We start from the raw sequence: 26,003 nt of genomic DNA, 5'->3' as shown, positions 1-26,003 counted from the left end.
CGGTCGGATACCCAGATCATGATCCTTTCGGGTGAACCGGGCATGGCCTCAGGGCGACCGGCAGGCGTACGAAACGAGCCCGGAGCGAAGGGGAGTTGGCGTGGCGAGTTGCGCAGGCGGCGTGGTGAGTGCGTCACAGTCGCGGCCCTGAATGAGGGTCAACTCTGATCAAAGCGGTGCACATTGCACAGAACGGCCTTGACGTAATCCTTAACTCTGGACAGGGTGCTAGGGCAGCATGCGTATGTCTGGGACGGGTGTGATCGGGGGCGGGCGGCATGGCCACGGCACGACGTAGGCCGGCGTTCGGAGCAAACCCCGTTGGGCCATGCCCCGCATATGGCTGCTCCATTGACGAGAACAGCTACTGGGGGTAGCAGCACATGACGAAGAAGACGCGAGTCCGCGTCGCGCGGATAGCCGCGGGTGCGGTCATCGCCGCCGGCGCCGCACTCACCGTCGCGGGCGCGGCGCAGGCCGTCGGCACCGGTGAATCCGACACCACCATTATCGGGAGCCTGACGGGCGAGGGCGACTCCGAGGGCAACACGCTCGAGGGTTCGGCGTCCGAGGGTGGCGACTCCGAGGGCAACACGCTCGAGGGTTCGGCGTCCGAGGGTGGCGACTCCGAGGGCAACACGCTCGAGGGTTCGGCGTCCGAGGGTGGCGACTCCGAGGGCAACACGATCGAGGGTTCGGCGTCCGAGGGTGGCGACTCGAAGGGTGGCGACTCCGAGGGCAATGCGTCTGAGGGTGGCGACTCCGAGGGCAATGCGTCGGAGGGTGGCGACTCGAAGGGTGGCACCTCCGAGGGCAATGCGTCGGAGGGTGGCGACTCGAAGGGTGGCACCTCTGAGGGCAATGCGTCGGAGGGTGGCGACTCGAAGGGTGGCACCTCTGAGGGCAATGCGTCGGAGGGTGGCGACTCGAAGGGTGGCACCTCTGAGGGCAATGCGTCGGAGGGTGGCGACTCGAAGGGTGGCACCTCTGAGGGCAGCGCCTCCAACGGTTCGGCCTCCGCGGGCACGACCGACGGCGGTGTGACCGGCGGTGACACCGGCTCCACCACCGGTGACGCCGACACCTGCACCGTCTCCCTCGACGGTGCCGAGTGCGTGGACTCCGACAACACCGACACCGACTCGGTCGGCAACCAGCCGGTCGAGCAGGGCAAGGGTAAGGACGAGCTCGCCGAGACCGGTGCCGCCGAGACCACGTTCCTGCTGGTCGGCGCCGCGACGATGATCGCCGGAGGCATCGGCTTCCGGATCCTCCCGCGCCTGGTGAACGGCCGCACCGCCGCCTGACGGGCAGCAGCGGTACGCGTACACGTACGCAAGCAGGGGCCCCGGATACCGATCGGTATCCGGGGCCCCTGTGCGTGTATCGGCGCGTACGAGGATGAACGTTTTGCCGGCCCGGCAAAAGGCAGAAGCGCGGGCGGACAGGCTGGCGGGTGCGCTACACGGTCTGGTGCGCCAGCAGCGCCAGCGCGGCCAGCAGCACCACCATCAGGGCGATCAGCATCGCCGGGCTGAGCCCCGCGAACGGTCCCTGCTCCTGTTCCTGCTGCAGTCGCGCGCGGCTCGCCCGGCATACGGGACAGCGCCCCTCGTTCACGGGCGCCGCGCAGTTCGCGCACACCAGTCGGTCGTAGGTCATGCGCTTTCCTCCTCCCGCGCGGCGGAGCCGCACAAGCCTTCTCTCCGCACAACGCTCACGGGAACGCGACCGTTCCCCCTACCACTGTGCCAGCTCGCAAGGCTTTCGGCGCGGCCCGCCGGATACCTCCCGGTCCGATCCCGGTCCGTTCCTGTTCCGGCCGAGCCCGACCGCCTGCCGTTTCACCGTAAATCACCCATCCCGGTACGTGCGCCTGCACGCGTGAGCCCGGTTCGCGTATGGTCACGCACACCTACTCCCGGCCGACCGTGGTGCATCCGTGATCCGATTCGACAACGTCTCCAAGACCTACCCGAAGCAGAGCCGTCCCGCTCTACGGGATGTGTCTCTCGATATCGAGAAGGGCGAGTTCGTCTTCCTGGTGGGCTCCTCCGGCTCCGGCAAGTCCACCTTCATGCGTCTCATCCTCCGCGAGGAGCGCGCCAGCCAGGGCATGGTCCACGTCCTCGGCAAGGACCTCGCGCGCATGTCCAACTGGAAGGTGCCGCACATGCGCCGCCAGCTGGGCACGGTGTTCCAGGACTTCCGCCTCCTTCCCAACAAGACCGTCGCGGAGAACGTGGCGTTCGCCCAGGAAGTGATCGGCAAGCCGCGCGGTGAGATCCGCAAGGCGGTCCCGCAGGTCCTCGACCTCGTCGGTCTCGGCGGCAAGGAGGACCGGATGCCCGGTGAGCTCTCCGGTGGTGAGCAGCAGCGCGTGGCGATCGCGCGGGCCTTCGTCAACCGGCCCATGCTGCTGATCGCGGACGAGCCGACCGGCAACCTCGACCCGCAGACCTCGGTCGGGATCATGAAGCTGCTGGACCGGATCAACCGGACCGGGACCACCGTGATCATGGCGACCCACGACCAGAACATCGTCGACCAGATGCGCAAACGCGTCATCGAGCTCGAGCAGGGCCGTCTCGTACGCGACCAGGCGCGCGGCGTCTACGGCTACCAGCACTGAGCACCCAGCACTGAAAGGACGCCATGCGCGCCCCAGTTCGTCCTGTCGGAGATCGGCGTCGGCCTCCGTCGCAACCTCACGATGACCTTCGCCGTCGTCGTCTCCGTCGCCCTCTCGCTTGCCCTGTTCGGCGGCGCGCTGCTCATGCGCGAGCAGGTCAGCACGATGAAGGACTACTGGTACGACAAGGTCAACGTCTCCATCTACCTCTGTGGCAAGGGGGATGCGGAGACGGTGGTCCAGTGCGCCAAGGGTGCGGTCACCGATCCGCAGAAGAAGCAGATCGAGAGCGATCTGAACAAGATGGACGTCGTCGACACGGTGATCTACGAGTCGTCCGACGAGGCGTACAAGCACTACCAGGAGGAGTTCGGCGACTCCCCGATGGCCGGCAACATCACGCCGGACCAGATGCCGGAGTCGTACCGCGTCAAGCTGCACGACCCCACGAAGTACAAGGTCGTCGCCACCGCCTTCGCCGGGCGTGACGGGGTGCAGTCCGTCCAGGACCAGAGAAGCATCCTGGACAACCTCTTCGGTCTGATGAACGGCATGAACGTCGCTGCGCTCTTCGTGATGGCGCTGATGCTCGTCATCGCCCTGATGCTGATCGTGAACACCGTCCGGGTGTCCGCGTTCAGCCGACGGCGGGAGACGGGCATCATGCGGCTCGTCGGTGCCTCAGGGTTCTACATCCAGATGCCGTTCATCATGGAGGCCGCGTTCGCCGGCCTGATCGGCGGCGTGCTGGCCTGCGTCATGCTGTTGGCCGGGCGCTACTTCCTGATCGACGGGGGTCTCGCCCTCCAGGACAAGCTGAACCTGATCGACTTCATCGGCTGGGAGGCCGTCCTCACCAAGCTCCCGCTGGTCCTGGCGATCGGGCTGCTGATGCCCGCAGTTGCCGCTCTCTTCGCACTGCGCAAGTACCTCAAGGTGTGACAAGCGCCCTGTGCGGCGCGCGGTCAACGGGCCGTGCGCCCACAGGGCGTTGTCCTAGACTCGGCGCCATGCCGGGCCCCGAGTGTCGTGTCGGGCCCCGCGGTCTTCGCCGCGGGGCGGCCCTGACATTGGTCTTCGCGAGTGTGCTCGCCACGGCCGCCGCGACCGGCTCGCTGCCGCACGGGGACGGGCGGGGCACCGAGGTGGAGGCCCGGTCCGTCGCAGCTTCCGCCGACCGCGACGCGGTGGCCGACGCCGCAGCCGAGGCCGTGGCCGACGGCAAGTCGGGTACGGAGGCGGCCGAGGAGGTCGTCAGCCGCAGCGGGGACCGCTGGGGCGCGGTCTACGACGAGCGGGAGTACCAGGAGTTCGAGCAGGCCCTCGACGGCTCGTACACGGGCGTCGGGATCGCCGCCAGGCGCTCCGCCGACGGGCTGGTCGCGGTCGCCCGGGTCCAGCCGGGCAGCCCCGCCGAACGGGCCGGAATCCGTGCGGGCGACGTGCTGCGTACGGTCGACGGCAGCCGGGTCGACCGGCGCCCGGTCTCCGACGTCGTGGCGCTGCTGCGGGGTGACCGCACCGGCGCGGCCGCCGGGACCACCGTCGTGCTGGGCGTCCAGCGGGGCTCCGTCACCCGGACCGAGACGCTGCGGCGGGCCCGTCTCGCCACCGAGGCCGTCTCCGTGCAGCAGCTCGGACCGGGCCGTTCCGATTCCTCCGCAGCTGTACTGATCGAGGTCGACTCGTTCACCAAGGGATCCGGCGACGCGGTCCGCGACGCGGTCCTGGGGGCGCCTGCGGGCGCCGGCGTGCTGCTGGATCTGCGCGGCAACTCCGGCGGACTCGTCACCGAGGCCGTCACCGCCGCCTCCGCGTTCCTGGACGGCGGCCTGGTCGCCACGTACGACGTGCACGGCGAGCAGCGTGCCCTGTACGCCGAGGCGGGCGGAGACACCGAGCGGCCCGTCGTCGTCCTCGTCGACGGCGGGACCATGAGCGCGGCCGAGCTCCTGACCGGCGCGCTGCAGGACCGGGGCCGGGCGGTCACGGTCGGTTCGCGGACCTTCGGCAAGGGGTCGGTCCAGATGCCTAGCAGGCTCGCGGGAGGCTCCGTGGCCGAGCTGACCGTGGGGCACTACCGCACTCCGGCGGGCCGCAGCGTCGACGGCCACGGCATCACCCCGGACCTCGCGGCCAGCGTGCGGGCCCAGCAGCGGGCCGAGACGGTATTGAGTGGCCTCGGGGGTGGGTCGTAGTGCGAAAATGGCCGCACTATGGCTAAGGAAAAAGACACCGGGCGCAAGATGGTCGCGCAGAACAAGAAGGCGCGCCACGACTACACCATCCTCGACACCTACGAGTGCGGCCTCGTGCTCATGGGCACCGAGGTCAAATCTCTGCGCATGGGCCGGGCCTCCCTGGTGGACGGCTTCGTGCAGATCGACGGCGGCGAGGCGTGGCTGCACAACATCCACGTCCCCGAGTACGTCCAGGGGACCTGGACCAACCACTCCGCCAAGCGGAAGCGCAAGCTGCTGATGCACCGGGCCGAGATCGACAAGCTGGAGTCGAAGTCGCAGGAGACCGGGCACACGATCGTGCCGCTCGCCCTGTACTTCACCAACGGCCGGGTCAAGGTCGAGATCGCGCTGGCGAAGGGCAAGAAGGAGTACGACAAGCGGCAGACGCTGCGCGAGAAGCAGGACACGAGGGAGACGAACCGGGCGATCTCGGCGGCCCGCCGCCGCCAGCGGAGCGCCTGAGCGCACCGCGCCAGTGACTGCCGGCCGGTGCGGCAGGAATACGCTGGCATCGTCGTGCGTTGGTCACGTACGATGGCACTGCACCCCACGGGGTGTGTACCACCTTTGAAAAATCAACATGGGGATGATCGGTTTCGACAGCGGATGTCGAGGCAGGGGAAGCGAGTCGAGGAAGCGACAATGATCTCGTAAACCATATGTCGCAAACAATAATCGCCACTTCAAAGCGCGATTCCTCCGCCTTCGCCCTCGCTGCCTAATTAGCAGCTAAGCGAAGACTCTGCGGAGTGTCAGCCCGGGGTTGATCCCGACCCGGATCCTGGCATCAATTAGGGATCTAAACTTCTAAGCCCGGTCACGGGGCCTAGAAGGAAATCAAACAGTGACTGGGCCTGTCGGAGGCTTGTTCGCGTGACCTCCGGGGCCGAGAAAAGCGTAGCGAACTGCACTCGGAGAAGCCCTGGTTCCGCACCGTTGGACGCGGGTTCGATTCCCGCCATCTCCACAATTCCCATGTGAACGAGGACCCCGCTGCCACCGGCAGCGGGGTCCTCGTTTTTTGTCGCTGCGGCACCGCGGCGCCAACGGCCACGACCGGCGCGCAGGGGCGTGCGCCCCGGCGTGCGCTCCCGCGTCGTGCTCCCACGGCCGACCCGCTCGGGGCAGTGCCCGCACCACGGTTCGAAAACAGATGTATCTCTCATGAGGAACAACACCTCTCCGCGGGCCGGAGTGGCGTCGGCGTGCGCTACATTCATGGCCCGGGTGCACTGTGGTAGGGGGCGCACGTGGACGGGGTGGGGGCCCCGTCCGGCGGCACATATCCGGTCAGTTGCGCGCACCCGGTCCTGAGTGGGGGAAGTGCGTACAACTGTGGAAACTTGGCGTGAAGGTGCCCGTACGGGGCACACCCACGAGCCGAACGAAGTCACCATCCAGCTCGACGGACTGGGACGGCAGCTCTCCGAGCTGATCCCGGAACCCAGCGCTCCGGAAGGCTCCGACGGTCCGGTCTTCGTCGACGAGAGCGGCCGGCGCAGCAAGACGCTCCGACGGCTCGGCTGGGTCCTGGCCGCGATCTGTGTCGGTTACGCGGTGACGCTCGTCGTCGCCCTGCTCGGAGGCAACTCCACCGCGCCCTTCCTGCCGCTTTCCGGCCAGGAGGAGCAGCAGAAGGCGGAAGAGGTACGGACGCCGGCCACGCTCGGGGAGAGCCCGGGTGCCCAGGCCTCGCCCGGGGCGACCCAGGACGTCCTGCCGTCCGCCACCCCGGAGACCGGAGGGAGCGCGGCCGGCACCGGCGGCGTCGTCGGTGCCGGAAGCTCCTCGGCCACGGGGACCGGATCCTCCGCCCCGGCCCGCGTCGCACCGTCCGCGCAGCACACCGGCGCGGCATCGAGCACCGGTGCCGGCGAGCCGGCCGGCGAGACGTCCGCCTCCGCGCCGGCCTCCGGCTCCGGGACGCCGAGCGCCGGTCCGGCGACCACATCCCCGGGCCCCGTGACCCCGCCGGCCACCACACCGGATCCTCCTGTGCAAGAGCAAGAAGGCGCCAGCTAGATGACCACCCCCGCCCCGCGGGTCAGGCACCACCGTAAGAAGCAGACCCGGCGGCGCAGACTCCCCATGCGCTACATGCTGCCGTTCCTGTTCCTCGTTGCCCTGCTCGCCATGTTGATGCTGCGCGGTTACGTGCACAGCGGGATCCTCGCCGACCACCGGATCCAGCCACCGGCGGCCACCGACCGGGTGCCCGAGCAGGTTCTGGGGGGCGGCCCGGTCATCGACGCGCGCAGCGCCACCGAGCCCGCCGAGACGCTGCGGATCCCCGACCGCCGGATCGTGCTGACCTTCGACGACGGCCCCGACCCGGTGTGGACCCCCCGGGTGCTGGACGAGCTGAAGAAGTACCACGCACACGGCGTCTTCTTCGTCACCGGCACCATGGCCTCGCGCTACCCCGACCTGGTCGAGCGCATGGTCGAGGAGGGGCATGAGGTCGGGCTGCACACCTTCAACCACCCCGACCTCTCCTACCAGTCCACCGGCCGCATCGACTACGAGCTGTCCCAGAACCAACTGGCGCTGGCGGGCGCGGCCGGCATCCGTACCTCCCTGTTCCGGCCGCCGTACTCCTCGTTCGCCGACGCCATGGACGACAAGTCCTGGCCGGTCACCCAGTACGTCGGCAGCCGCGGCTACCTCACTGTCGTCAACAACACCGACAGCGAGGACTGGAAGCGGCCAGGCGTCGAGGCGATCATCGACCGGGCCACCCCCGAACACGGCGAGGGCGCCGTCATCCTCATGCACGACTCCGGGGGCGACCGGTCCCAGACCGTCACCGCCCTGGGGAGGTTCCTGCCGAAGATGCAGGAGCGCGGCTACGAGTTCACCAACCTCACCGACGCCCTCGGCGCCCCCAGCGCACACACCCCGGTCACCGGGTACGCGCTCTGGAAGGGCAAGGCGTTCGTCTCCGCCGTGGTGGTCTCGGAGCACATCACCGATGTGATGGTGGTGGGTCTCGCCGTCATCGGGGTGCTGGTCCTGGCCCGCTTCGGCCTGATGCTGCTGCTGTCCTTCGCGCACGCCCGACGGGTCCGCAAACGGGACTTCAGCTGGGGCGAGCCGCTCACCCGCCCGGTGTCCGTCCTGGTGCCCGCGTACAACGAGAGCAAGTGCATCGCCAACACGGTCCGCTCGCTGGTGGCGAGTGACTATCCGCTCGAGGTCATCGTCATCGACGACGGTTCCACGGACGGCACCGCGGACCTGGTCGACCGGATGCGGCTGCGCCACGTCCGGGTGGTGCGCCAGCGCAACGCCGGGAAGCCCGCCGCCCTGAACAACGGCATCGCGCACGCCCGTCACGACATCATCGTGATGATGGACGGTGACACGGTCTTCGAGCCGTCCACCGTCCGTGAGCTCGTGCAGCCCTTCGCCGACCCGCGGGTCGGGGCCGTCGCGGGCAACGCCAAGGTCGGCAACCGCGACTCCCTGATCGGCGCCTGGCAGCACATCGAGTACGTGATGGGCTTCAACCTCGACCGTCGCATGTACGACATGCTGCGCTGCATGCCCACCATCCCCGGCGCGGTCGGGGCGTTCCGCCGCGAGGCGCTGAAGCGGATCGGCGGCATGAGCGAGGACACCCTCGCCGAGGACACCGACGTCACGATGGCCCTGCACCGGGACGGCTGGCGCGTCGTGTACGCGGAGAACGCCCGCGCCTGGACCGAGGCACCGGAGTCCGTGCAGCAGCTCTGGTCGCAGCGCTACCGGTGGTCGTACGGCACGATGCAGGCCATCTGGAAGCACCGCCGCGCGGTGATCGAGCGCGGCCCGTCCGGCCGCTTCGGACGCGTCGGGCTGCCGTTCGTCGCCCTGTTCATGGTCGTCGCCCCACTGCTCGCCCCGCTCATCGACGTCTTCCTGCTGTACGGGCTCGTCTTCGGCCCCACCGAGCAGACGGTCGTCGCCTGGCTCGGCGTCCTCGCTGTGCAGGCCGTCTGCGCCGCGTACGCCTTCCGGCTCGACCGGGAGCGCATGACCCATCTGCTTTCGCTGCCCCTCCAGCAGATCCTCTACCGGCAGCTCATGTACGTGGTGCTGCTCCAGTCCTGGATCACCGCTCTCACCGGCGGCCGGCTCCGCTGGCAGAAGCTGCGCCGCACGGGGGTCGTGGAAGCGCCGCGTTCCATGCCGAGCCAGGGGACCGGACGCAGCACCGACCGGAGGCCCGTCGCGTGACGTACCCCAGCCCCACCCCGCCCGAATCGGGCCCGCGCGAGAACCACGAGCCGTACGAGCCGTACAACGCGTCCGAGCCGTACAACGCGTACGAGCCGTACGCCGCGTACAGGCCGAATAGCGGCTACGACCCCTACAGCCCGCGGACTCAGCCGTTGCCGCAGCAGGTACCGCCGGCCCTGGTCGTGCCGCCGCGGACCCCGGACGCACCGGTCTCCACACCGGGGGCGGAACCCGTGCCGGGGCCGAAGAAGCCCGGCCGGGACCGCTACTTCGACCTGCTCAGGGCTCTCGCGCTGTTCCGCGTCGTCCTCTACCACCTCACCGGCTGGGCGTGGCTGCCGATCGTCTTCCCGTCGATGGGCGTCATGTTCGCCCTGGCCGGCAACCTCATGGCCCGCTCGCTGAAACGGCCCGCCGCACAGGTGATCCGCAGCCGCGTCCGCCGTCTGCTGCCGCCGCTCTGGCTGCTCGGCGCGATCGGGGTCACCGGCATGGTGCTCCAGGGCTGGGCGCCGGACGCCGACGGGCACCCCGGCTGGTGGTGGACCCATCTGCTGTTCTGGATCCTTCCGCTCAGCGATCCGCCGTTCGCCGAGGAACTGCCGGGCATCCACGGCTTCCTGGGCGAGACCTGGGGAAGCGACCTCGCCGGACCGCTCTGGTACATCCGCGCGTACCTCTGGTACGTCCTGATGTCGCCGCTGATCCTGCGGGGCCTGCGCAAGATGCCCTGGCCGACCCTGCTCGCCCCCCTGGTGCTGGCCTTCATCATGTCCAGGGAGATGATCTCCACCCCGGAGCGCATCGACTCGGCGATCACCGACTTCAGTACGTTCGGTGCCTGCTGGGTGCTCGGGATGGCCCACCAGGAGGGGATCCTGAAGCGGCTGCCGTCCTACCTCGTGCCGTCCCTCGCCCCGGTCGTCGCGGCGCTGGGGCTGTGGTGGGCCTCGCACGAGGGGTTCCGGGCCGGTTTCGACCTGGACTCCATTCCGTTGGCGCAGGCCCTGTGGTCGTTCGGCTGCGTCCTGCTCCTGCTGCACTACAGCCCGTCCTGGACCCAGTGGCCCAAGCGCCTGCAGGCCTGGGACACCACGATCACGCTGCTCAACTCACGCGCGGTCACGATCTACCTCTGGCACAACGTCTGCATCCTCGTCGCCGCGACGATGTACGACCGGCTGTGGGCCGTCGACTTCCTCGGCGACAACGTGCCCTGGCTGCTGGAGAGCTGGGTACCGGTCCTGATCTTCGCCTGGGCGCTGATCGCGGTGTGCATCCTGGCGTTCGGCTGGACCGAGGACGTGGCGGCGAAGCGCCGGCCGCAACTGTGGCCGAACGGCGCCCCGAAGAGGATCCGGCGGCCGGGCACGGCACGGAACCGGCCCGAGCGGCAGTCGGCCCACGGCCGCTGAACGCGGCCGCTGACCACCGTCTCACCGGGCCGCCCCCGGCCCGGTGAGAGCAAGGTTGCGCACCGGTCACCTCGCGGCACCACACCGAAACGCACGCTCTCTAGCGTCGGGGACAACACCCCGACCACCCGTGGAGGCGCGTGATGGCTGGCCGTTGGATCGAGCATTGGGAGCCGGAGGACGAGACGTTCTGGCAGGAGAAGGGCGAGCGGATCGCCCGCCGGAACCTCTGGTTCTCCGTACTCTCCGAGCACATCGGGTTCTCGATCTGGACCCTGTGGTCGGTGATGGTCCTGTTCATGGGCCCGGAGTACGGGGTGGACCCGGCCGGGAAGTTCTTCCTGATCTCCACCGCGACACTGGTCGGGGCCCTCGTGCGGGTGCCGTACACCTTCGCCGTCGCCCGGTTCGGCGGCCGGAACTGGACCGTGTTCAGCGCGTTCACCCTGCTGGTGCCGACCGTCGCCGCCTTCATGGTGATGGAGCCGGGGACCTCGTACACCACCTTCGTGGCCGTTGCCGCGCTGACCGGTATCGGCGGCGGCAACTTCGCCTCTTCGATGACAAACATCAACGCCTTCTTCCCGCTGCGCAAGAAGGGCTGGGCGCTCGGACTGAACGCGGGCGGCGGCAACATCGGGGTGCCCGTCGTGCAGCTCGTCGGGCTGCTGGTGATCGGGACCGCGGGCGCCATGCACCCGCGGATCGTGCTCGGCGTGTACATCCCGCTGATCGTCGTCGCCGGGCTGTGCGCCGCGAAGTTCATGGACAACCTGGCGCCCGTGCAGAACGACACCGGGGCCGCGAAGGACGCCGTGCGCGACCCGCACACCTGGATCATGGCGGTGCTCTACATCGGCACCTTCGGCTCCTTCATCGGCTACAGCTTCGCCTTCGGACTCGTCCTGCAGACCCAGTTCGGCCGGACCCCGCTGCAGGCCGCCTCGCTCACGTTCGTCGGCCCGCTGCTGGGCTCGCTCATCAGGCCGGCCGGCGGCTGGCTGGCCGACCGGTACGGCGGCGCCCGGATCACCCTGGCGAACTACGCCGCCATGGCCGTCGCGACCGGTGTCGTCGTCTACGCCTCCGGCATCGAATCGCTCACCGTGTTCCTGATCGGCTTCACCGCCCTGTTCGTCCTCACGGGGCTCGGCAACGGATCGACGTTCAAGATGATCCCGGGCATCTTCCACGCCAAGGCGATCGCCCAGGGGCTGCGCGGCGAGGAGGCGGCGGCCCAGGGGCGGCGGCTGTCCGGGGCGGCGATGGGGCTCATCGGCGCGGTCGGGGCGCTCGGCGGCCTCGCCATCAACCTCGCCTTCCGGCAGTCCTTCCAGACCTCGGGCACCGGAACGGCGGCCTTCTGGTCCTTCCTCGCCTTCTACGGGGTGTGTTTCGCGCTCACTTGGGCGGTATACCTTCGCCGCACCGCGGCGGTCCCTGCGAAGCCCCAGCTCAACTACGCCGAAGTGTGATGATGGCCCAGGACCTCTCGTTTGGATCATGCCGGGCTCGCGGGGTCCGGACGAAAGGGCCTATCGATGTCGGGTGACGTAACGGGCGGGAAATACGGGGGAACCGAGCCTGTCACGCTTCGTTGGCAGGCTCGGCCCTCCGCACCATTGAGCAGCAGCGGGACGAGAGCCGGGTAGACCATATGCACGACGACGAACAGCACGGGCCCCTCGCGGGCTTCACGGTCGGTGTCACCGCCGCGCGCCGGGCGGACGAGCTCGGCACGCTGCTGCGGCGGCGGGGCGCCACCGTGGTGCACGCACCCGCCCTGCGGATCGTGCCGCTCGCCGACGACAGCGAACTGCTCGCCGCCACCAAGGAACTCATCGACGTCGTCCCCGATGTGGTCCTCGCGACCACGGCGATCGGCTTCCGCGGCTGGATCGAGGCCGCCGACGGCTGGGGCATCGGGGAACGGCTGCTGGACACCCTGCGCGGGGTCGAACTGCTGGCCCGCGGCCCCAAGGTCAAGGGCGCGGTACGCGCCGCCGGGCTGACCGAGACCTGGTCACCGGCGTCCGAATCCATGGCGGAGGTGCTGGAACGGCTCCTGGAGGAGGGCGTCGAGGGCCGCCGCATCGCCCTCCAGCTGCACGGCGAACCCCTCCCCGGCTTCGTGGAGTCGCTGCGCGCGGCCGGCGGCGAGGTCATCGGCGTTCCCGTCTACCGCTGGATGCCGCCCGAGGACATCGCCCCCCTCGACCGGCTGATCGACATCACCATCGCCCGCGGTCTGGACGCACTCACCTTCACCAGCGCCCCGGCGGCGGTCTCCCTGCTGCGCCGGGCCGAGCAACGCGGGCTGCTGACCGACCTGATGGGCGCCCTGCAGGGCGACGTCCTCTCGGCCTGCGTCGGACCGGTCACCGCCCTCCCGTTGCAGGACCGCGGCGTCGACACCGCCCAGCCGGAGCGCTTCCGGCTCGGCCCGCTCGTTCAGCTGATCTGCCGCGAACTGCCCTCCCGGGCCCGGACCCTGCCGGTCGCCGGGCACCGCGTCGAGATCCGCGGCCACGCAGTCCTGGTCGACGACGAACTGCGCGCGGTGCCGCCCGCCGGCATGGCCCTGCTGCACACCCTGGCCCGCAGGCCGGGCTGGGTGGTGGCCCGCGCCGATCTGCTGCGCGCCCTGCCCGGCAGCGGTACGGACGAGCACGCGGTGGAGACGGCGATGGCCCGGCTGCGCACCGCGCTCGGGGTGCCCCGGCTGATCCAGACAGTGGTCAAACGCGGCTACCGGCTGGCCCTGGACCCGGCATCGGACGCCAAGTACGCCGACTCCTGAGCGCTGCGAAACCATCGGTGCACCATTGCGACCTGCGGTTACGGTGGACGGATGAGTAGTGACACCCATCGCCTCGACGCCGGCGTGCGGCTGCGGCCCGTGACCCTTGCCGACGCAGGACCCCTCGCCGAATCGCTGACCCGCAGCCGTGCGTACATGCAGCCCTGGGAGCCCGTGCGGCCCGACGCCTTCTACACCGAGGAGGGGCAGCGCGAGCGGCTGGCGGGTGTGCTGGCGGACCGCGACGCGGGGCGTGTGATGCCCTGGGTGCTCTGCGACGCGCAGGACCGGGCGATCGGCACGTTCACGCTCAACGGCGTGGTGCTCGGGCCGTTCCGCAGCGCCGCCCTCGGCTACTGGGTGGACGTGGACTTCGCGGGGCGGGGGCTGGCCACCGCCGTGGTGCGGCTCATCTGCGAACTGGCCCGGGACGAGCTGCGGTTGCACCGGATCGAGGCCGCCACGCTGCCGTACAACGAGGCATCGCAGCGGGTGCTCGCCAAGTGCGGCTTCGAGCAGATCGGCCTGGCCCCGGGCTATCTCCACATCAACGGCGAGTGGCGCGACCACCGGCTCTTCCAGCGCGTCCTGCACGACGGCCCGGTGACCGGGGCGGAGGCGGTGTCCGGAGCCTGAAGCCGCCCCGGATCAACCGCCGTGCCCGGCTGCCCGGCGCACGTGGCGGTGGCCCTCCCGCGGCCATGGCGGGCGTGCGGGCAGCACCTCGGCGAAGCCGTATCCGGCCTTCTCCGCCACCCGGCACGATGCCTCGTTGTCCACCTCGTGCAGCAGGTCGAGCCGTACGAGTCCGTCCCCGGCGAACGCCGTGAACGCCCAGTCGGTGAGCGCTTCGAGGGCCTGCGGGGCGATGCCGCGGCCGCGGGCGTGCGCCGCCGTCCAGTAGCCGACCTCGGCCGAACCCGACCCTGGCGCGGGGTACGCGAGGACGACGTTTCCGGCCGGCCCGTCCCCGAGTGCCGTGTCCACCACGGCGAAACTGTGGCGCAGCCCGGACGCCCGGCCCTCGTCCTGGTCGCGCAGCCAGCGTGCCGCCGCCTCCTCGTCCTCCACCGGGGCGCGCGACCCTGCCTGTACCGCCGGGTCGCGGTACGCGTCGAGCAGGACCGTGAGGTCGCCCGGAAGCCAGGGGCGAAGCACCAGGGAGCCGGCCCGGAGGGGGCCGTTGCGCAGATGATCGTCCATCAGGTCATCGTACGAGGGGAGTTGTCGCGGCCCGCGCGACAGGGGTTACGGCCGGGGGCCGCGCGGGGCACTCTGGTGGGGACGGCGACCGGACCCGAGGCGGTGGCATGCGCATGGCGGCGCGCAAGGGCTCGTACGACCGGCGGTTCGACTCCGGGCGGCTCTGCCTGGACCTGGTCGCGACGGCGGCCGGGAGCCCGGGCACCGCCGACCCGCTGGACCGGTCCGAGGGGCTCGCCGACTGGCTGGTGGCCGCCGGGGCCGTACCGCGGGGCACCCGGCTCGACCACGTGGACGACCACTGGCTCGTGCGGTTCCGCCAGCTGAGGAGCGCCATGGACCGGCTGCTGACCGCGCAGCTCGGCGGGCGGGCGGCGGACGGCGCCCTGGAGCGCGTCAACGCGCTCGCGGCGGCCGCCCCGCCCGGCCTGTGCGCCGTGCGCGCCGGGAACGGCGCGCTGGTACGCGGCCTGAGCACCGAGCCCGGCTGCGGGGCGCTGCTGGCCGCCGTGGCGCGGGACGCCGTGGACCTCCTCACCGACCCGGTCGCCCTGGCCGGGCTGCGCCGCTGCGAGGGGGACCACTGCCGCCGCGTCTACCTGGACACCTCACGCGGCCGGCGCCGGCGATGGTGCTCCAGCGAGGTCTGCGGCAACCGCGAACGGGTCGCCCGGCACCGTCGGCGCCACACGGACCCGGCCGGCGCGTCCCCGGAACACGGGGGGAGTCCGGAGCACCGGGGCAGCCCGGAGCCGTAAAGAATCTTGGACGCGCATTGAATGGATCGCCCCGCATCCCCGTATCGATGGCCAAGGAGCTCGACAGGGTCTCGACCGGGAGGTTCGTGTGCGCAAGGATGCGGCCGTGGCCGATGACCGTCCGCACAGGGCCCGGCATCGCAGTGCGCCGCCCCCGTCACCCTCCGCCGTCCCCGACGAGGAGCTGATGCGGGCGCTCTACCGCGAACACGCCGGACCTCTGCTCGCGTATGTGCTCCGCCTCGTCGCCGGCGACCGACAGCGCGCCGAGGACGTGGTGCAGGAAACGCTCATCCGTGCCTGGAAGAACGCCGGTTCGCTCAACAGGGCCACCGGTTCCGTCCGGCCCTGGCTGGTGACGGTCGCCCGGCGCATCGTCATCGATGGCCACCGCAGCCGGCAGGCCCGGCCGCACGAGGTCGACCCGTCGCCACTGGAGGTCATTCCCGCGGAGGACGAGATCGACAAGGCGCTGTGGCTGATGACGCTCTCGGACGCGCTCGACGATTTGACCCCGGCCCACCGGGAAGCATTGGTCGAGACCTACTTCAAGGGCCGTACGGTCAACGAGGCGGCCGAGGTGCTCGGTATCCCCAGTGGCACGGTGCGCTCACGGGTCTTCTACGCACTGCGCTCGATGAAGCTCGCACTCGAAGAGAGGGGGATCACGGCATGAGCGACCAGGAATGGGAGCCCTTCGGGCCCCGGCCGGCCGGTCCCTCCGGTCCCCCCGACCTCTTTGCCGCCGCTCCCGGCGGCCCCGTGGACGAGGCAGGACACGACGCGGCGGGCGCCTACGTCCTGGGCATCCTGGACCCGGCCGAGGCCGCCGCCTTCGAGGCACACCTGGCCGGCTGCGCCCGCTGCGCCGCCCACCTCGACGAGTTCGCCGGCCTGGAGCCGATGTTCGCGATGCTCGCCGAGTCCCCGGCCTCCGTACCGGGTGCCCGCCCGGTCCCGCACGTTCCCACGCCGCCCGCGCCCCGGTTGCTCGACACCCTGATCGACGAGGTGGCGGCCAAGCGCGCCCGGCGCACCCGGCGGGTGAGGTATCTGGTGGCGGCGGCAGCGGCGCTGGTCATCGGCGGCCCGGTGGTCGCGGTGATGGCCACCGGCGGTGGCACGAGCAGCGTGGAGGCGGCCGATCCGCACCCCACCAGCCCCGCCGAGGACGCCTTCTTCCACCACATGAAGGAGAAGGCGGAGGCGACCGACCCCGTCACCGCGGTCGACGCCACGGTCGGCATGGAGCCGAAGGCCTGGGGCACGCACACCGTGCTGGAGCTGAAGAACGTGAAGGGCCCGCAGAAGTGCAGGCTGATCGCCGTCTCGAAGACCGGCGAGGAGGAGGTCGTCACCTCCTGGTCCGTACCGAAGTGGGGCTACGGCATCGCGGACTCCACCCACCCCACCGCCAGGTACCCGCTCTACGTGCACGGCGGGGCCGCCATGGCGCGGGCGGACATCGACCACTTCGAGGTCCGTACGTTCGACGGCGAACGGCTGGTGAGCGTCGGCGTCTGAGGGCCCGGCGCGATCCCCGACACGCAATCGATATCCCGGAGCGCAAGATCGATGCCCGCGGCAGGTGCGCGACGGCCCCCCTTCGCATAGGGTTGACGGCTGCCCAATGCACGTCAGAAAGGGGCCTCGGTGGCCGCGCAGGATGCCGCTGTCGATTCGTTGCGGGACCGGGAAATCGGTGTCGAGCAGGAACATCTCGACCGTGTTTACCACCGCCTCGAGGAGAAGATCCACGAGGCGGAATTTCTCATGAATGACGCCGTCAAGCGCGGCCAGGTGGGTACACCGGGAGCGCTCGCCGAACGTGACGCCCAGGTGTTCCGCGCCGGAATCCACCTCAACCGGCTGAACAGCGAGTTCGAGGACTTCCTCTTCGGAAGGATCGACCTGCTGCTCGGCAAGGACGGTGAGCGCGGCCCGGACGGCGCGTTCACCTCCGTCGAACCCGCCGACGACGTCGTGCGGGAGGACAGCACCGCCGATATCGCCGAGACGCTGCACATCGGCCGGATCGGGGTCCTCGACTCCGACTACGCGCCGCTGGTCATCGACTGGCGGGCCCCGGCGGCCGCACCGTTCTACCGCTCGACGCCGAAGGAACCGGGCCGGGTGGTACGCCGCCGGGTCATCCGCTCCAAGGGCCGCCGGGTCCTCGGGGTCGAGGACGACCTCATGCGTCCCGAGCTGACCGCTTACCTGGGCGGCGAAAAGCTCCCCGTCATCGGTGACGGCGCGCTGATGGCGGCGCTGGGGCAGGCCCGCAGCCACACCATGCGGGACATCGTCTCCTCGATCCAGGCCGAGCAGGACCTGGTGATCCGGGCCCCCGCCGCCTCGGTCACCGAGGTCTCCGGCGGCCCCGGCACCGGCAAGACCGCGGTCGCCCTGCACCGTGCCGCGTACCTGCTCTACCAGGACCGGCGGCGGTACGCGGGCGGCATCCTCGTCGTCTCGCCGACGCCGCTGCTGGTCGCGTACACCGAAGGCGTGCTGCCCTCGCTCGGCGAGGAGGGCCAGGTCGCGATCCGCGCGGTCGGCTCGCTGTCCGACGAGGCGGCCGGCACCGAGGGCGCCACCACCTACGACGAACCGGCCGTCGCGCGGATCAAGGGCTCGTCCCGGATGCTCCACGTGCTGCGCAAGGCGGCCCGCGGGGCGCTGGAACAGCCCGTGCCGCGCCCTGCGGCCCAGGAGGGCCAGCTGGCGTTCGGAGAGGCCGAGGCGGCCCCTCAGGAGGCCGGTACCCCCACCCGGCTCAGGGTGGTGGCCTTCGGCGCCCGCGTCGAGCTGCACGAGGACGAGCTCCGGCGCATCCGCAACAACGTGCTCAGCGGCACCGCGCCGGTCAACCTGCTGCGCCCGCGCGCCCGCAAACTGCTGCTCGACGCGCTGTGGAACAGGTCGTCGGGACGGGGCCGCTACACCGATCAGGAGCTCGCGGCCGAACTGCGCTCGTCGTTCGACGAGGACGTCTCCACCGAGACGCCGTTCATCGAGTTCCTGAACGCCTGGTGGCCCGAGCTCACCCCGCGCGGGGTGCTCGCGGCGATGGCGGACGAGAAGCGGCTCGGCCGGTGGGCGCGCCGCACCCTCAACCAGGGCGAGGTGCGCCGGCTCGCGCGCTCCCTGAAGCGGCTGGACGCGGAGGGCCGCGGGCCGCTCTCCGTCCACGACGTGGCCATCCTCGACGAGCTCCAGACACTGCTCGGCACCCCGAACCGGCCCAAGCGCAAGCGCGAGTTCGACCCGCTGGACCAGCTCACGGGTCTGGAGGAGCTGATGCCGCAGCGCGAGGAGACCCAGTGGGAGCGGGCCGAGCGGCTCGCGGCGGAGCGCACGGAGTACGCGCACGTCATCGTCGACGAGGCGCAGGACCTCACGCCCATGCAGTGGCGGATGGTCGGCCGCCGCGGCCGGCACGCCACCTGGACGATCGTCGGGGACCCGGCGCAGTCCTCCTGGTCCGATCCGGACGAGGCGTCGGCGGCCCGTGACGAGGCGCTGGGCAGCCGGCCGCGCCGGAACTTCACGCTGACCGTCAACTACCGGAACCCGGCGGAGATCGCCGAACTCGCTGCCAAGGTCCTGGCGCTCGCGATGCCGGGCATGGAGTCCCCGGCCGCGGTCCGCTCCACGGGCGTGAAGCCGCGCTTCGAGACCGTGCGGGACGGCGATCTGGCCGGCACGGTGCGCGAGGAGGCGCGGCGGCTGCTCGGCGAGGTGGACGGCACGGTCGGTGTCGTCGTCGCGATGAACCGGCGGGCGCAGGCCCGTGGGTGGCTCGCGGAGCTCGGCGAGCGCGTGGTGGCGCTCGGCAGCCTGGAGGCGAAGGGCCTGGAGTACGACGCGACGGTGGTCGTCTCGCCCGCGGAGATCGCGGACGAGTCCCCGGCGGGGCTGCGGGTGCTGTACGTGGCGCTGACACGGGCGACCCAGCAGCTCACCGTCGTCTCGGGGGAGCGGGACCTGCCCGACGAGGACGGGGTGCCGGACCTGCTCAGGGACTGACAGGCCCCCGCTCAGGGACCGATCAGGCTCCGGGAAGCGGGGTGCGGGAGCCTTTTTTCGGTCAACCTGCGCTGGGGGAATCACTTCCCCAGGGTGTTTGTTAGCCTGGAGTCGGCACCGGCTCGATCCAAGCCCCCGGGCCCAACCTTAGTCGCTTCGAGCGACCACTTGCCGCGAGGCGAGCATGGCGGGTCGGTGCCGCTCAACTGAAGAAGACAGACCCGCGTCACCCTCCGGTGACGCGGGTCTGTTTCTGTTTACGGGCCCGGTTCACGGGCCCGACGGGGTTCCGCCGAACCCCTCATATCTCGTATGGTGGAAAACACTTTCCGAAGAGCGGCAGTCATTACCGGCTACTCGTCGGTAGGTGCGAATATCGGAAGGCGTGTCCGGCGGCGACAGATCCGGCCACGTATAGCAATGAAGCTAAGGAAAGCGAAGGACTCGGCCATGGCAACGGCGCCCAGCGTCTCGTACTCGATGACGGTCAGGCTGGAGGTGCCCGCGAGCGGCACAGCGGTCTCCCAGCTCACCACGGCCGTGGAGTCCTCCGGCGGCTCGGTCACCGGCCTCGACGTGACCGCTTCCGGCCACGACAAGCTGCGGATCGACGTCACGATCGCCGCCTCCTCCACGTCGCACGCCGACGAGATCGTCGAAGGCCTGCGCGACATCGAGGGCGTCATCCTCGGCAAGGTGTCCGACCGTACGTTCCTGATGCACCTCGGCGGCAAGATCGAGATGGCGTCGAAGCACCCCATCCGCAACCGTGACGACCTCTCGATGATCTACACCCCGGGTGTGGCCCGGGTCTGCATGGCGATCGCCGAGAACCCCGAGGACGCCCGGCGCCTCACCATCAAGCGCAACTCCGTCGCAGTCGTGACGGACGGCTCCGCGGTGCTCGGCCTCGGCAACATCGGTCCGATGGCCGCCCTGCCCGTGATGGAGGGCAAGGCGGCCCTCTTCAAGCGCTTCGCCGGCATCGACGCCTGGCCGATCTGCCTGGACACCCAGGACACCGACGCGATCGTCGAGATCGTCAAGGCGATCGCCCCCGGCTTCGCGGGCATCAACCTGGAGGACATCTCCGCGCCGCGCTGCTTCGAGATCGAGGCCCGGCTGCGCGAGGCCCTCGACATCCCCGTCTTCCACGACGACCAGCACGGCACCGCCATCGTCGTCCTGGCCGCCCTGACCAACGCCCTGCGCGTGGTGGGCAAGGGGATCGGGGACGTACGGGTCGTCATGTCCGGCGCCGGAGCGGCCGGTACGGCCATTCTGAAGCTGCTCATCGCCGCGGGCGTCAAGCACGCGGTCGTCGCCGACATCCACGGTGTGGTGCACGCCGGCCGCGAGGACCTGGTCTCCGCCGACGCCGACTCGCCGCTGCGCTGGATCGCCGACAACACCAACCCCGAGTCCGTCACCGGCACCCTCAAGCAGGCCGTCGCGGGCGCCGACGTCTTCATCGGCGTCTCGGCCCCGAACGTGCTGGACGGCGACGACGTCGCGGCCATGGCCGACGGTGCGATCGTGTTCGCGCTTGCGAACCCGGACCCCGAGGTCGACCCGGCAATCGCACGTCAGACGGCGGCGGTTGTGGCCACCGGCCGCTCGGACTTCCCCAACCAGATCAACAACGTCCTGGTCTTCCCCGGCGTCTTCCGCGGCCTGCTGGACGCCCAGTCCCGCACCGTCAACACGGAGATGATGCTCGCCGCTGCGCGCGCCCTCGCCGACGTCGTCGCCGAGGATGAGGTGAACGCGAACTACATCATCCCGTCGGTCTTCAACGACAAGGTCGCCGGAGCGGTCGCGGGAGCTGTCCGGGAGGCCGCGAAGGCGGCCGGTGCGGCTGTGACGGGCCCCACGTCCGTCTGACATCCGGCGCGTCGCGGGTCGCGGCGCCCCAAACGCCCCTTTAGGGTGGGCGGGCGACGCGTCCCGCAGAGCCCCGCACCCGCTGCGGACCGCTTTCGGGGAGTCGACGGAACGTCACCACGACGAGGCAGTGGTGCTTTTCGTGTGACTCCGGAGGGTGCCGGATTGGCTTTCCCGCCGCAGGTGGGGGCAGGATGCTTCCTCAGGACTACGTCCAGGGGAGACCCCACAGGGCGCGAGGTTAAGAGGGTCCGGTTGCCGGATCCCTCTTAGGACAGACCCGGGTCCGGGAACTGTCCGAGGGCCCTGGCAGCATCGGCTTCGATCTCACGCCTCACAGGCAAGAAGAACACGGGAGTAACAACATGAACCGCAGTGAGCTGGTGGCCGCCCTGGCCGACCGCGCCGAGGTGACTCGCAAGGACGCCGACGCCGTGCTGGCCGCGCTCGCCGAGACCGTCGGTGAGATCGTCGCCAAGGGCGACGAGAAGGTCACCATCCCCGGTTTCCTGACCTTCGAGCGCACCCACCGTGCCGCTCGCACCGCTCGTAACCCGCAGACCGGCGACCCGATCAACATCCCGGCCGGCTACAGCGTGAAGGTCTCCGCGGGCTCGAAGCTCAAGGAAGCCGCCAAGGGCAAGTAACACCCCTGGGCACGACGAAGGGCGGTCACCCCAACCGGGGTGGCCGCCCTTCGTCGTACGGGCCGCAGAACGCCGTTCCGGGCCCTCCAGAGGCGCAGTCCCGGGGGCGCGGGCCCCCGGGACGCGTCCTCAGACCAGCGAACCGCCCGGCAGCTCCACCTTCGCGCCGAGCTTCTCCAGCTTGTCCATGAAGTTCTCGTAGCCGCGGTTGATCAGGTCGATCCCGTGCACACGGGACGTCCCCTGGGCCGCCAGGGCGGCGATCAGGTACGAGAAACCACCACGCAGGTCCGGGATGACCAGATCCGCGCCCTGCAGCTTCGTCGGCCCGGAGACGACCGCGGAGTGCAGGAAGTTGCGCTGGCCGAAGCGGCAGTCGGAACCGCCCAGGCACTCGCGGTAGAGCTGGATGTGCGCGCCCATCTGGTTGAGCGCCGAGGTGAAGCCGAGCCGGGACTCGTACACCGTCTCGTGCACGATCGACAGACCGGCGGCCTGCGTCAGCGCCACGACCAGCGGCTGCTGCCAGTCGGTCTGGAAGCCGGGGTGCACGTCCGTCTCCAGCGCGATGGCGTTGAGAGCGCCGCCCGGGTGCCAGAAGCGGATGCCCTCGTCGTCGATCTCGAAGGCACCGCCGACCCGGCGGAAGGTGTTCAGGAACGTCATCATCGACCGCTGCTGGGCGCCGCGGACGTAGATGTTGCCCTCGGTCGCCAGCGCCGCGGACGCCCAGGAGGCGGCCTCCAGGCGGTCCGGGATCGCCCGGTGCGTGTAACCGTCGAGCCGGTCGACACCGGTGATCCGGATGGTCCGGTCGGTGTCCATGGAGATGATCGCGCCCATCTTCTGCAGTACGCAGATGAGGTCCTCGATCTCCGGCTCCACGGCCGCGTTGGACAGCTCGGTGACACCCTCGGCGAGCACCGCGGTCAGCAGCACCTGCTCGGTGGAGCCGACCGACGGGTACGGCAGACGGATCTTGGTGCCGCGCAGCCGCTGCGGGGCCTCCAGGTACTGGCCGTCCGCACGCTTCTCGATCGTCGCGCCGAACTGGCGCAGCACGTCGAAGTGGAAGTCGATGGGCCGGCCGCCGATGTCGCAGCCGCCGAGCCCCGGGATGAACGCGTGGCCCAGCCGGTGCAGCAGCGGGCCGCAGAAGAGGATCGGGATGCGCGACGAGCCCGCGTGGGCATCGATGTCGGCGACGTTCGCACTCTCGACGTGTGTGGGGTCGAGGATCAGCTCACCCGGTTCGTCACCCGGACGGACCGTCACGCCGTGCAGCTGCAGCAGCCCGCGCACCACCCGCACGTCGCGGATGTCGGGCACGTTGCGCAGTCGGCTGGGCCCGCTGCCGAGCAGCGCGGCGACCATTGCCTTCGGCACCAGGTTCTTGGCGCCTCGGACGCGGATCTCGCCCTCCAGCGGGGTTCCGCCGTGGACAAGCAGGACATCGTCTGTGCCGGTCATGAATCTCGCGTTCCGGAGTGGTCGGGCAGGGGGCCAACCGAAAGGGTAATGGCCCGGCACCCCCCTTCCCTAAGAGAGCGGGGGGTGGGCGAACGTCATGAACCGGCCACAACACACTGTGCTCCCCGGATCTTGCGGAGGGTTACCGTCCGGATGGGCGGCCGGCCGTGCGCTCCTTGTGCACCCGTGCGCCCTGAGCTGCGCTCGGGCACCCTGCGGGACGAGCGGGTCACTTGACCCCCCGCGAACGCCGAAGATGCGGGATCATTTCTGCCATGACGGAGGTGTCCTCGCTCACAGGGCGACTGCTCGTGGCCACACCCGCCCTCGCCGACCCGAATTTCGACCGCGCGGTGGTGCTGCTCCTCGACCACGACGAGGAGGGCTCGCTCGGTGTGGTCCTGAACCGCCCGACCCCGGTCGGCGTCGGCGACATCCTCGCGTCCTGGGCGGAGCTGACCGGTGAGCCGGACGTCGTCTTCCAGGGCGGCCCCGTCTCCCTGGACTCGGCGCTCGGCGTGGCGGTGATCCCCGGCGACGAGGGCCCCCTGGGCTGGCGCCGGGTGTACGGGGCGATCGGCCTGGTGGACCTGGAGACGCCCCCGGAGCTGCTGGCCGCGGCCCTCGGCTCGCTGCGGATCTTCGCCGGTTACGCGGGCTGGGGCCCCGGCCAGCTGGAGACGGAACTGTCCGAGGGCGCCTGGTACGTCGTCGAGTCGGAACCCGGCGACGTCTCCTCGCCCCGTCCGGAGAGCCTCTGGCGGGCGGTCCTGCGCCGCCAGCGCAGCGAACTGGCCATGATCGCCACGTATCCGGACGACCCTTCGCTGAACTGATGCCCGGTCTTTCAGTACGCTTGGCGGTTATGAGCACTCTTGAGCCCGAGCGCGGGTCAGGCACCGGAACCCTCGTGGAGCCGACACCACAGGTGTCGAACGGCGACGGCGACCACGAGCGCTACGCCCATTACGTTCAGAAGGACAAGATCATGGCGAGTGCCCTGGAGGGCACCCCCGTGGTCGCACTGTGCGGCAAGGTCTGGGTACCGGGGCGCGACCCCAAGAAGTACCCGGTCTGCCCCATGTGCAAGGAGATCTACGAGTCCATGGGCGCCGGCGGCGACAAGGACAAGGGCAAGGGCGGCAAGGACAAGAAGTAGTCCCACCCGCACCACCGGACAGCCCGGGAGAGCCCCCGGGGCACGCAGTCGCGTGCCCCGGGGGCTTTTCGTCGTGCGGGCCCGGCGGCGTTGCACGGGCTGCTTCCGACGGTCACAGAGTGGTGGAGACCACTTGTCGGCGCCCTGGTCCGGACCTACCCTCCTGCAAGTTGTGCAGAACGAAACGTGCGTTGCATATGTTGCAACGCCTACCGGTAGGGGTTCCCGGATGAAGCTTTCTGCCCGAATTGCCGCCCCGGCCGCGGCGCTTGTGCTGGCCGGCCTGACCGCCACCGCCTGCGGTGCGCCGCAGACCTCCGACACCGGCGCCAAGGGGGACGAGAAGACCGGCACGCTGCGTGTCTGGCTGTTCCAGGAGGTCGGCAACAAGCCCAAGGAGAAGGTCGTCGACGCCGCGGTCGCCGGCTTCACGAAGGCCCACAAGGACGCGAAGGTCGAGATCGAGTACATCCCGGTGGAGACCCGCGCCCAGCGCGTCAAGGCCGCGTTCAACGACCCCGAGAGCGCCCCGGACCTCATCGAGTACGGCAACACGGACACCGCCGGCTACGTCAAGGACGGCGGACTGGCCGACGTGAGCGCGGAGTTCGCGGCCTGGGACGAGGCCAAGGACACCGACGCGACCGCCAGGCAGTCGGTGACGGTCGGCGGCAAGGTCTATGGGGCGCCGCTCTTCGTCGGCGTACGGGCGCTGTACTACCGCACCGACGTCTTCGCGGAGCTGGGGATCGAGGCCCCCAAGTCCCAGGCCGAACTGATCTCCACCGCGAGGAAGATCCACAAGAAGAAGCCGGACCTGTACGGGCTCGCGGTCGGCGGCGCGTACACCTACGGCGCGATGCCGTTCATCTGGGCCAACGGCGGCGAACTGGCCGACGGGAGCGGTTCCTCGTACAAGGCGGCCATCAACAGCGACAAGGCGCGCAAGGGCATCGAGGCCTACACCTCGCTCTTCGGCGACGCCAACTGCCCGGCCGCCAAGTGCGCCGCGATGGGCGGCAACGCGACCGTCACCGCCTTCGCCGCCGGCAAGGCCGCCATGGCCATCGGCGGCGACTTCAGCCACGCCGCCGTCGAGGCGGGCACGGTGAAGGGCAAGTACGCGGTCGTGCCGCTGCCCGGCCTGGCCGAGGGCTCCGTCGCCCCGGCGTTCGCGGGCGGCAACAACATCGGCGTACTGAAGAGCACCGCGCACCGCACGCTGGCCGTCGACCTGATGAAGGCGCTGACCGGCAAGGGGACCCAGGCCAGGATGTTCGACGCGATGGGCTTCCTGCCGACGTACACGGACGTGCGGGCCGATGCCGCGAAGCGGGAGCCTTTCGTCGAACCGTTCGTCAGGACGCTCGGCGCGGGCACCAGGTTCGTCCCCGTCTCACCGGCCTGGGGCCAGATCGACTCCTCGCTGATCCTGCCGACGATGTTCCAGGAGATCGTCAGCGGCCGTAAGGACGTGGCGAAGGCCTCGGACGACGCGGCGAAGAAGATGGACGCGGCGTTCGCCGACGCGGGCTGACG

The 26,003-nt window shown here is 70.3% G+C and carries 23 protein-coding genes and 1 other RNA gene; 21 read left to right on the top strand and 3 right to left on the bottom strand.

Translation table 11 applies throughout. From position 1 onward, the window contains the following. The first annotated feature begins 383 nt into the window (after positions 1-383). Complete coding sequence (locus tag SH922_RS14845) at positions 384-1,307, top strand: hypothetical protein (RefSeq protein ID WP_393058433.1); 924 nt, start codon at positions 384-386, stop codon at positions 1,305-1,307. A 154-nt stretch (positions 1,308-1,461) separates the two neighbouring features. On the opposite strand, the gene SH922_RS14840 is transcribed toward SH922_RS14845, so the two are convergent. After that, the gene (locus tag SH922_RS14840; RefSeq protein ID WP_350996701.1) at positions 1,462-1,662 is read right to left on the bottom strand and encodes a hypothetical protein; all 201 of its coding nucleotides are present in this window, start codon (positions 1,660-1,662) and stop codon (positions 1,462-1,464) included. Between the two features lie 280 nt (positions 1,663-1,942). Between SH922_RS14840 and ftsE the strand changes: the two genes are divergently transcribed. The 11 genes from ftsE (at position 1,943) to SH922_RS14785 (ending at position 13,947) form a co-directional block, all read left to right on the top strand. Then, positions 1,943-2,632, top strand: a complete 690-nt coding sequence (gene ftsE / locus SH922_RS14835) for a cell division ATP-binding protein FtsE (RefSeq protein WP_024489199.1) — start codon at positions 1,943-1,945, stop codon at positions 2,630-2,632. An 81-nt stretch (positions 2,633-2,713) separates the two neighbouring features. Next, positions 2,714-3,574, top strand: coding sequence for a permease-like cell division protein FtsX (gene ftsX, locus SH922_RS14830; RefSeq protein ID WP_393058432.1), 861 nt, complete (start codon positions 2,714-2,716; stop codon positions 3,572-3,574). 68 nt (positions 3,575-3,642) lie between these two features. Further along, on the top strand, positions 3,643-4,830 hold the full coding sequence (locus SH922_RS14825) for a S41 family peptidase (protein ID WP_393058429.1): 1,188 nt from the start codon (positions 3,643-3,645) through the stop codon (positions 4,828-4,830). A gap of 18 nt (positions 4,831-4,848) precedes the next feature. Then, a complete protein-coding gene (smpB, locus tag SH922_RS14820) occupies positions 4,849-5,337 on the top strand; it encodes an SsrA-binding protein SmpB (RefSeq protein WP_219569826.1) in 489 nt (162 codons plus the stop codon). A 120-nt stretch (positions 5,338-5,457) separates the two neighbouring features. After that, positions 5,458-5,845: a transfer-messenger RNA gene (gene ssrA, locus SH922_RS14815) on the top strand. 365 nt (positions 5,846-6,210) lie between these two features. Further along, positions 6,211-6,897, top strand: a complete 687-nt coding sequence (locus tag SH922_RS14810; RefSeq protein WP_393058427.1) for a hypothetical protein — start codon at positions 6,211-6,213, stop codon at positions 6,895-6,897. Positions 6,898-6,963: 66 nt separating this feature from the next. Next, positions 6,964-9,093: a glycosyltransferase gene (locus SH922_RS14805; protein ID WP_393063569.1), complete on the top strand. Its 2,130-nt coding sequence runs from the start codon at positions 6,964-6,966 to the stop codon at positions 9,091-9,093. Positions 9,094-9,272: 179 nt separating this feature from the next. Beyond that, positions 9,273-10,511: an acyltransferase gene (locus SH922_RS14800; RefSeq protein ID WP_393063568.1), complete on the top strand. Its 1,239-nt coding sequence runs from the start codon at positions 9,273-9,275 to the stop codon at positions 10,509-10,511. Between the two features lie 143 nt (positions 10,512-10,654). Continuing rightward, positions 10,655-11,986: a nitrate/nitrite transporter gene (locus SH922_RS14795; RefSeq protein WP_393058425.1), complete on the top strand. Its 1,332-nt coding sequence runs from the start codon at positions 10,655-10,657 to the stop codon at positions 11,984-11,986. Positions 11,987-12,168: 182 nt separating this feature from the next. Continuing rightward, positions 12,169-13,311 carry a uroporphyrinogen-III synthase gene (locus tag SH922_RS14790; protein ID WP_393058423.1) on the top strand — a complete coding sequence of 381 codons (1,143 nt, stop codon included), beginning with the start codon at positions 12,169-12,171 and terminating at the stop codon, positions 13,309-13,311. A gap of 51 nt (positions 13,312-13,362) precedes the next feature. Beyond that, positions 13,363-13,947: a GNAT family N-acetyltransferase gene (locus SH922_RS14785; protein WP_393058421.1), complete on the top strand. Its 585-nt coding sequence runs from the start codon at positions 13,363-13,365 to the stop codon at positions 13,945-13,947. 12 nt (positions 13,948-13,959) lie between these two features. On the opposite strand, the gene SH922_RS14780 is transcribed toward SH922_RS14785, so the two are convergent. Continuing rightward, positions 13,960-14,514, bottom strand: coding sequence for a GNAT family N-acetyltransferase (locus SH922_RS14780; RefSeq protein WP_393058419.1), 555 nt, complete (start codon positions 14,512-14,514; stop codon positions 13,960-13,962). Between the two features lie 113 nt (positions 14,515-14,627). Between SH922_RS14780 and SH922_RS14775 the strand changes: the two genes are divergently transcribed. From SH922_RS14775 to SH922_RS14750, 6 genes are all read left to right on the top strand, one after another. Beyond that, a complete protein-coding gene (locus SH922_RS14775; RefSeq protein WP_393063567.1) occupies positions 14,628-15,272 on the top strand; it encodes a CGNR zinc finger domain-containing protein in 645 nt (214 codons plus the stop codon). Positions 15,273-15,360: 88 nt separating this feature from the next. Then, the gene (locus SH922_RS14770; protein ID WP_352126801.1) at positions 15,361-15,948 is read left to right on the top strand and encodes a sigma-70 family RNA polymerase sigma factor; all 588 of its coding nucleotides are present in this window, start codon (positions 15,361-15,363) and stop codon (positions 15,946-15,948) included. After that, positions 15,945-16,796, top strand: a complete 852-nt coding sequence (locus tag SH922_RS14765) for an anti-sigma factor family protein (protein ID WP_393058417.1) — start codon at positions 15,945-15,947, stop codon at positions 16,794-16,796. Before SH922_RS14770 ends, SH922_RS14765 begins: the two co-directional genes overlap by 4 nt. Positions 16,797-16,925: 129 nt before the next feature. Continuing rightward, a complete protein-coding gene (locus SH922_RS14760) occupies positions 16,926-19,304 on the top strand; it encodes a HelD family protein (RefSeq protein ID WP_393058416.1) in 2,379 nt (792 codons plus the stop codon). Between the two features lie 450 nt (positions 19,305-19,754). Continuing rightward, a complete protein-coding gene (locus SH922_RS14755; protein ID WP_393058415.1) occupies positions 19,755-21,188 on the top strand; it encodes an NAD-dependent malic enzyme in 1,434 nt (477 codons plus the stop codon). Between the two features lie 365 nt (positions 21,189-21,553). Next, positions 21,554-21,835, top strand: a complete 282-nt coding sequence (locus tag SH922_RS14750; RefSeq protein ID WP_003968811.1) for an HU family DNA-binding protein — start codon at positions 21,554-21,556, stop codon at positions 21,833-21,835. Positions 21,836-21,964: 129 nt separating this feature from the next. On the opposite strand, the gene murA is transcribed toward SH922_RS14750, so the two are convergent. Next, positions 21,965-23,305, bottom strand: coding sequence for a UDP-N-acetylglucosamine 1-carboxyvinyltransferase (gene murA / locus SH922_RS14745; protein WP_030922987.1), 1,341 nt, complete (start codon positions 23,303-23,305; stop codon positions 21,965-21,967). 275 nt (positions 23,306-23,580) lie between these two features. Here murA and SH922_RS14740 point away from each other — a divergent pair, with 275 nt between their 5' ends. The 3 genes from SH922_RS14740 to SH922_RS14730 all read left to right on the top strand — a co-directional run bounded on the left by SH922_RS14740 (position 23,581) and on the right by SH922_RS14730 (position 26,001). Then, entirely contained in the window at positions 23,581-24,141 is a 561-nt protein-coding gene (locus tag SH922_RS14740; protein ID WP_326736457.1) for a YqgE/AlgH family protein, read from the top strand. A gap of 29 nt (positions 24,142-24,170) precedes the next feature. Continuing rightward, positions 24,171-24,464, top strand: a complete 294-nt coding sequence (locus SH922_RS14735; RefSeq protein WP_148018922.1) for a DUF3039 domain-containing protein — start codon at positions 24,171-24,173, stop codon at positions 24,462-24,464. A gap of 229 nt (positions 24,465-24,693) precedes the next feature. Beyond that, on the top strand, positions 24,694-26,001 hold the full coding sequence (locus SH922_RS14730; protein ID WP_393058413.1) for an extracellular solute-binding protein: 1,308 nt from the start codon (positions 24,694-24,696) through the stop codon (positions 25,999-26,001). Positions 26,002-26,003 lie beyond the last annotated feature (2 nt).

The organism is Streptomyces sp. LN549 (genome assembly GCF_043203805.1).
Taxonomy (GTDB): domain Bacteria; phylum Actinomycetota; class Actinomycetes; order Streptomycetales; family Streptomycetaceae; genus Streptomyces.
Note: the sequence above shows the minus strand (reverse complement) of the source record. Positions and strands in the feature narration are given on the sequence as shown.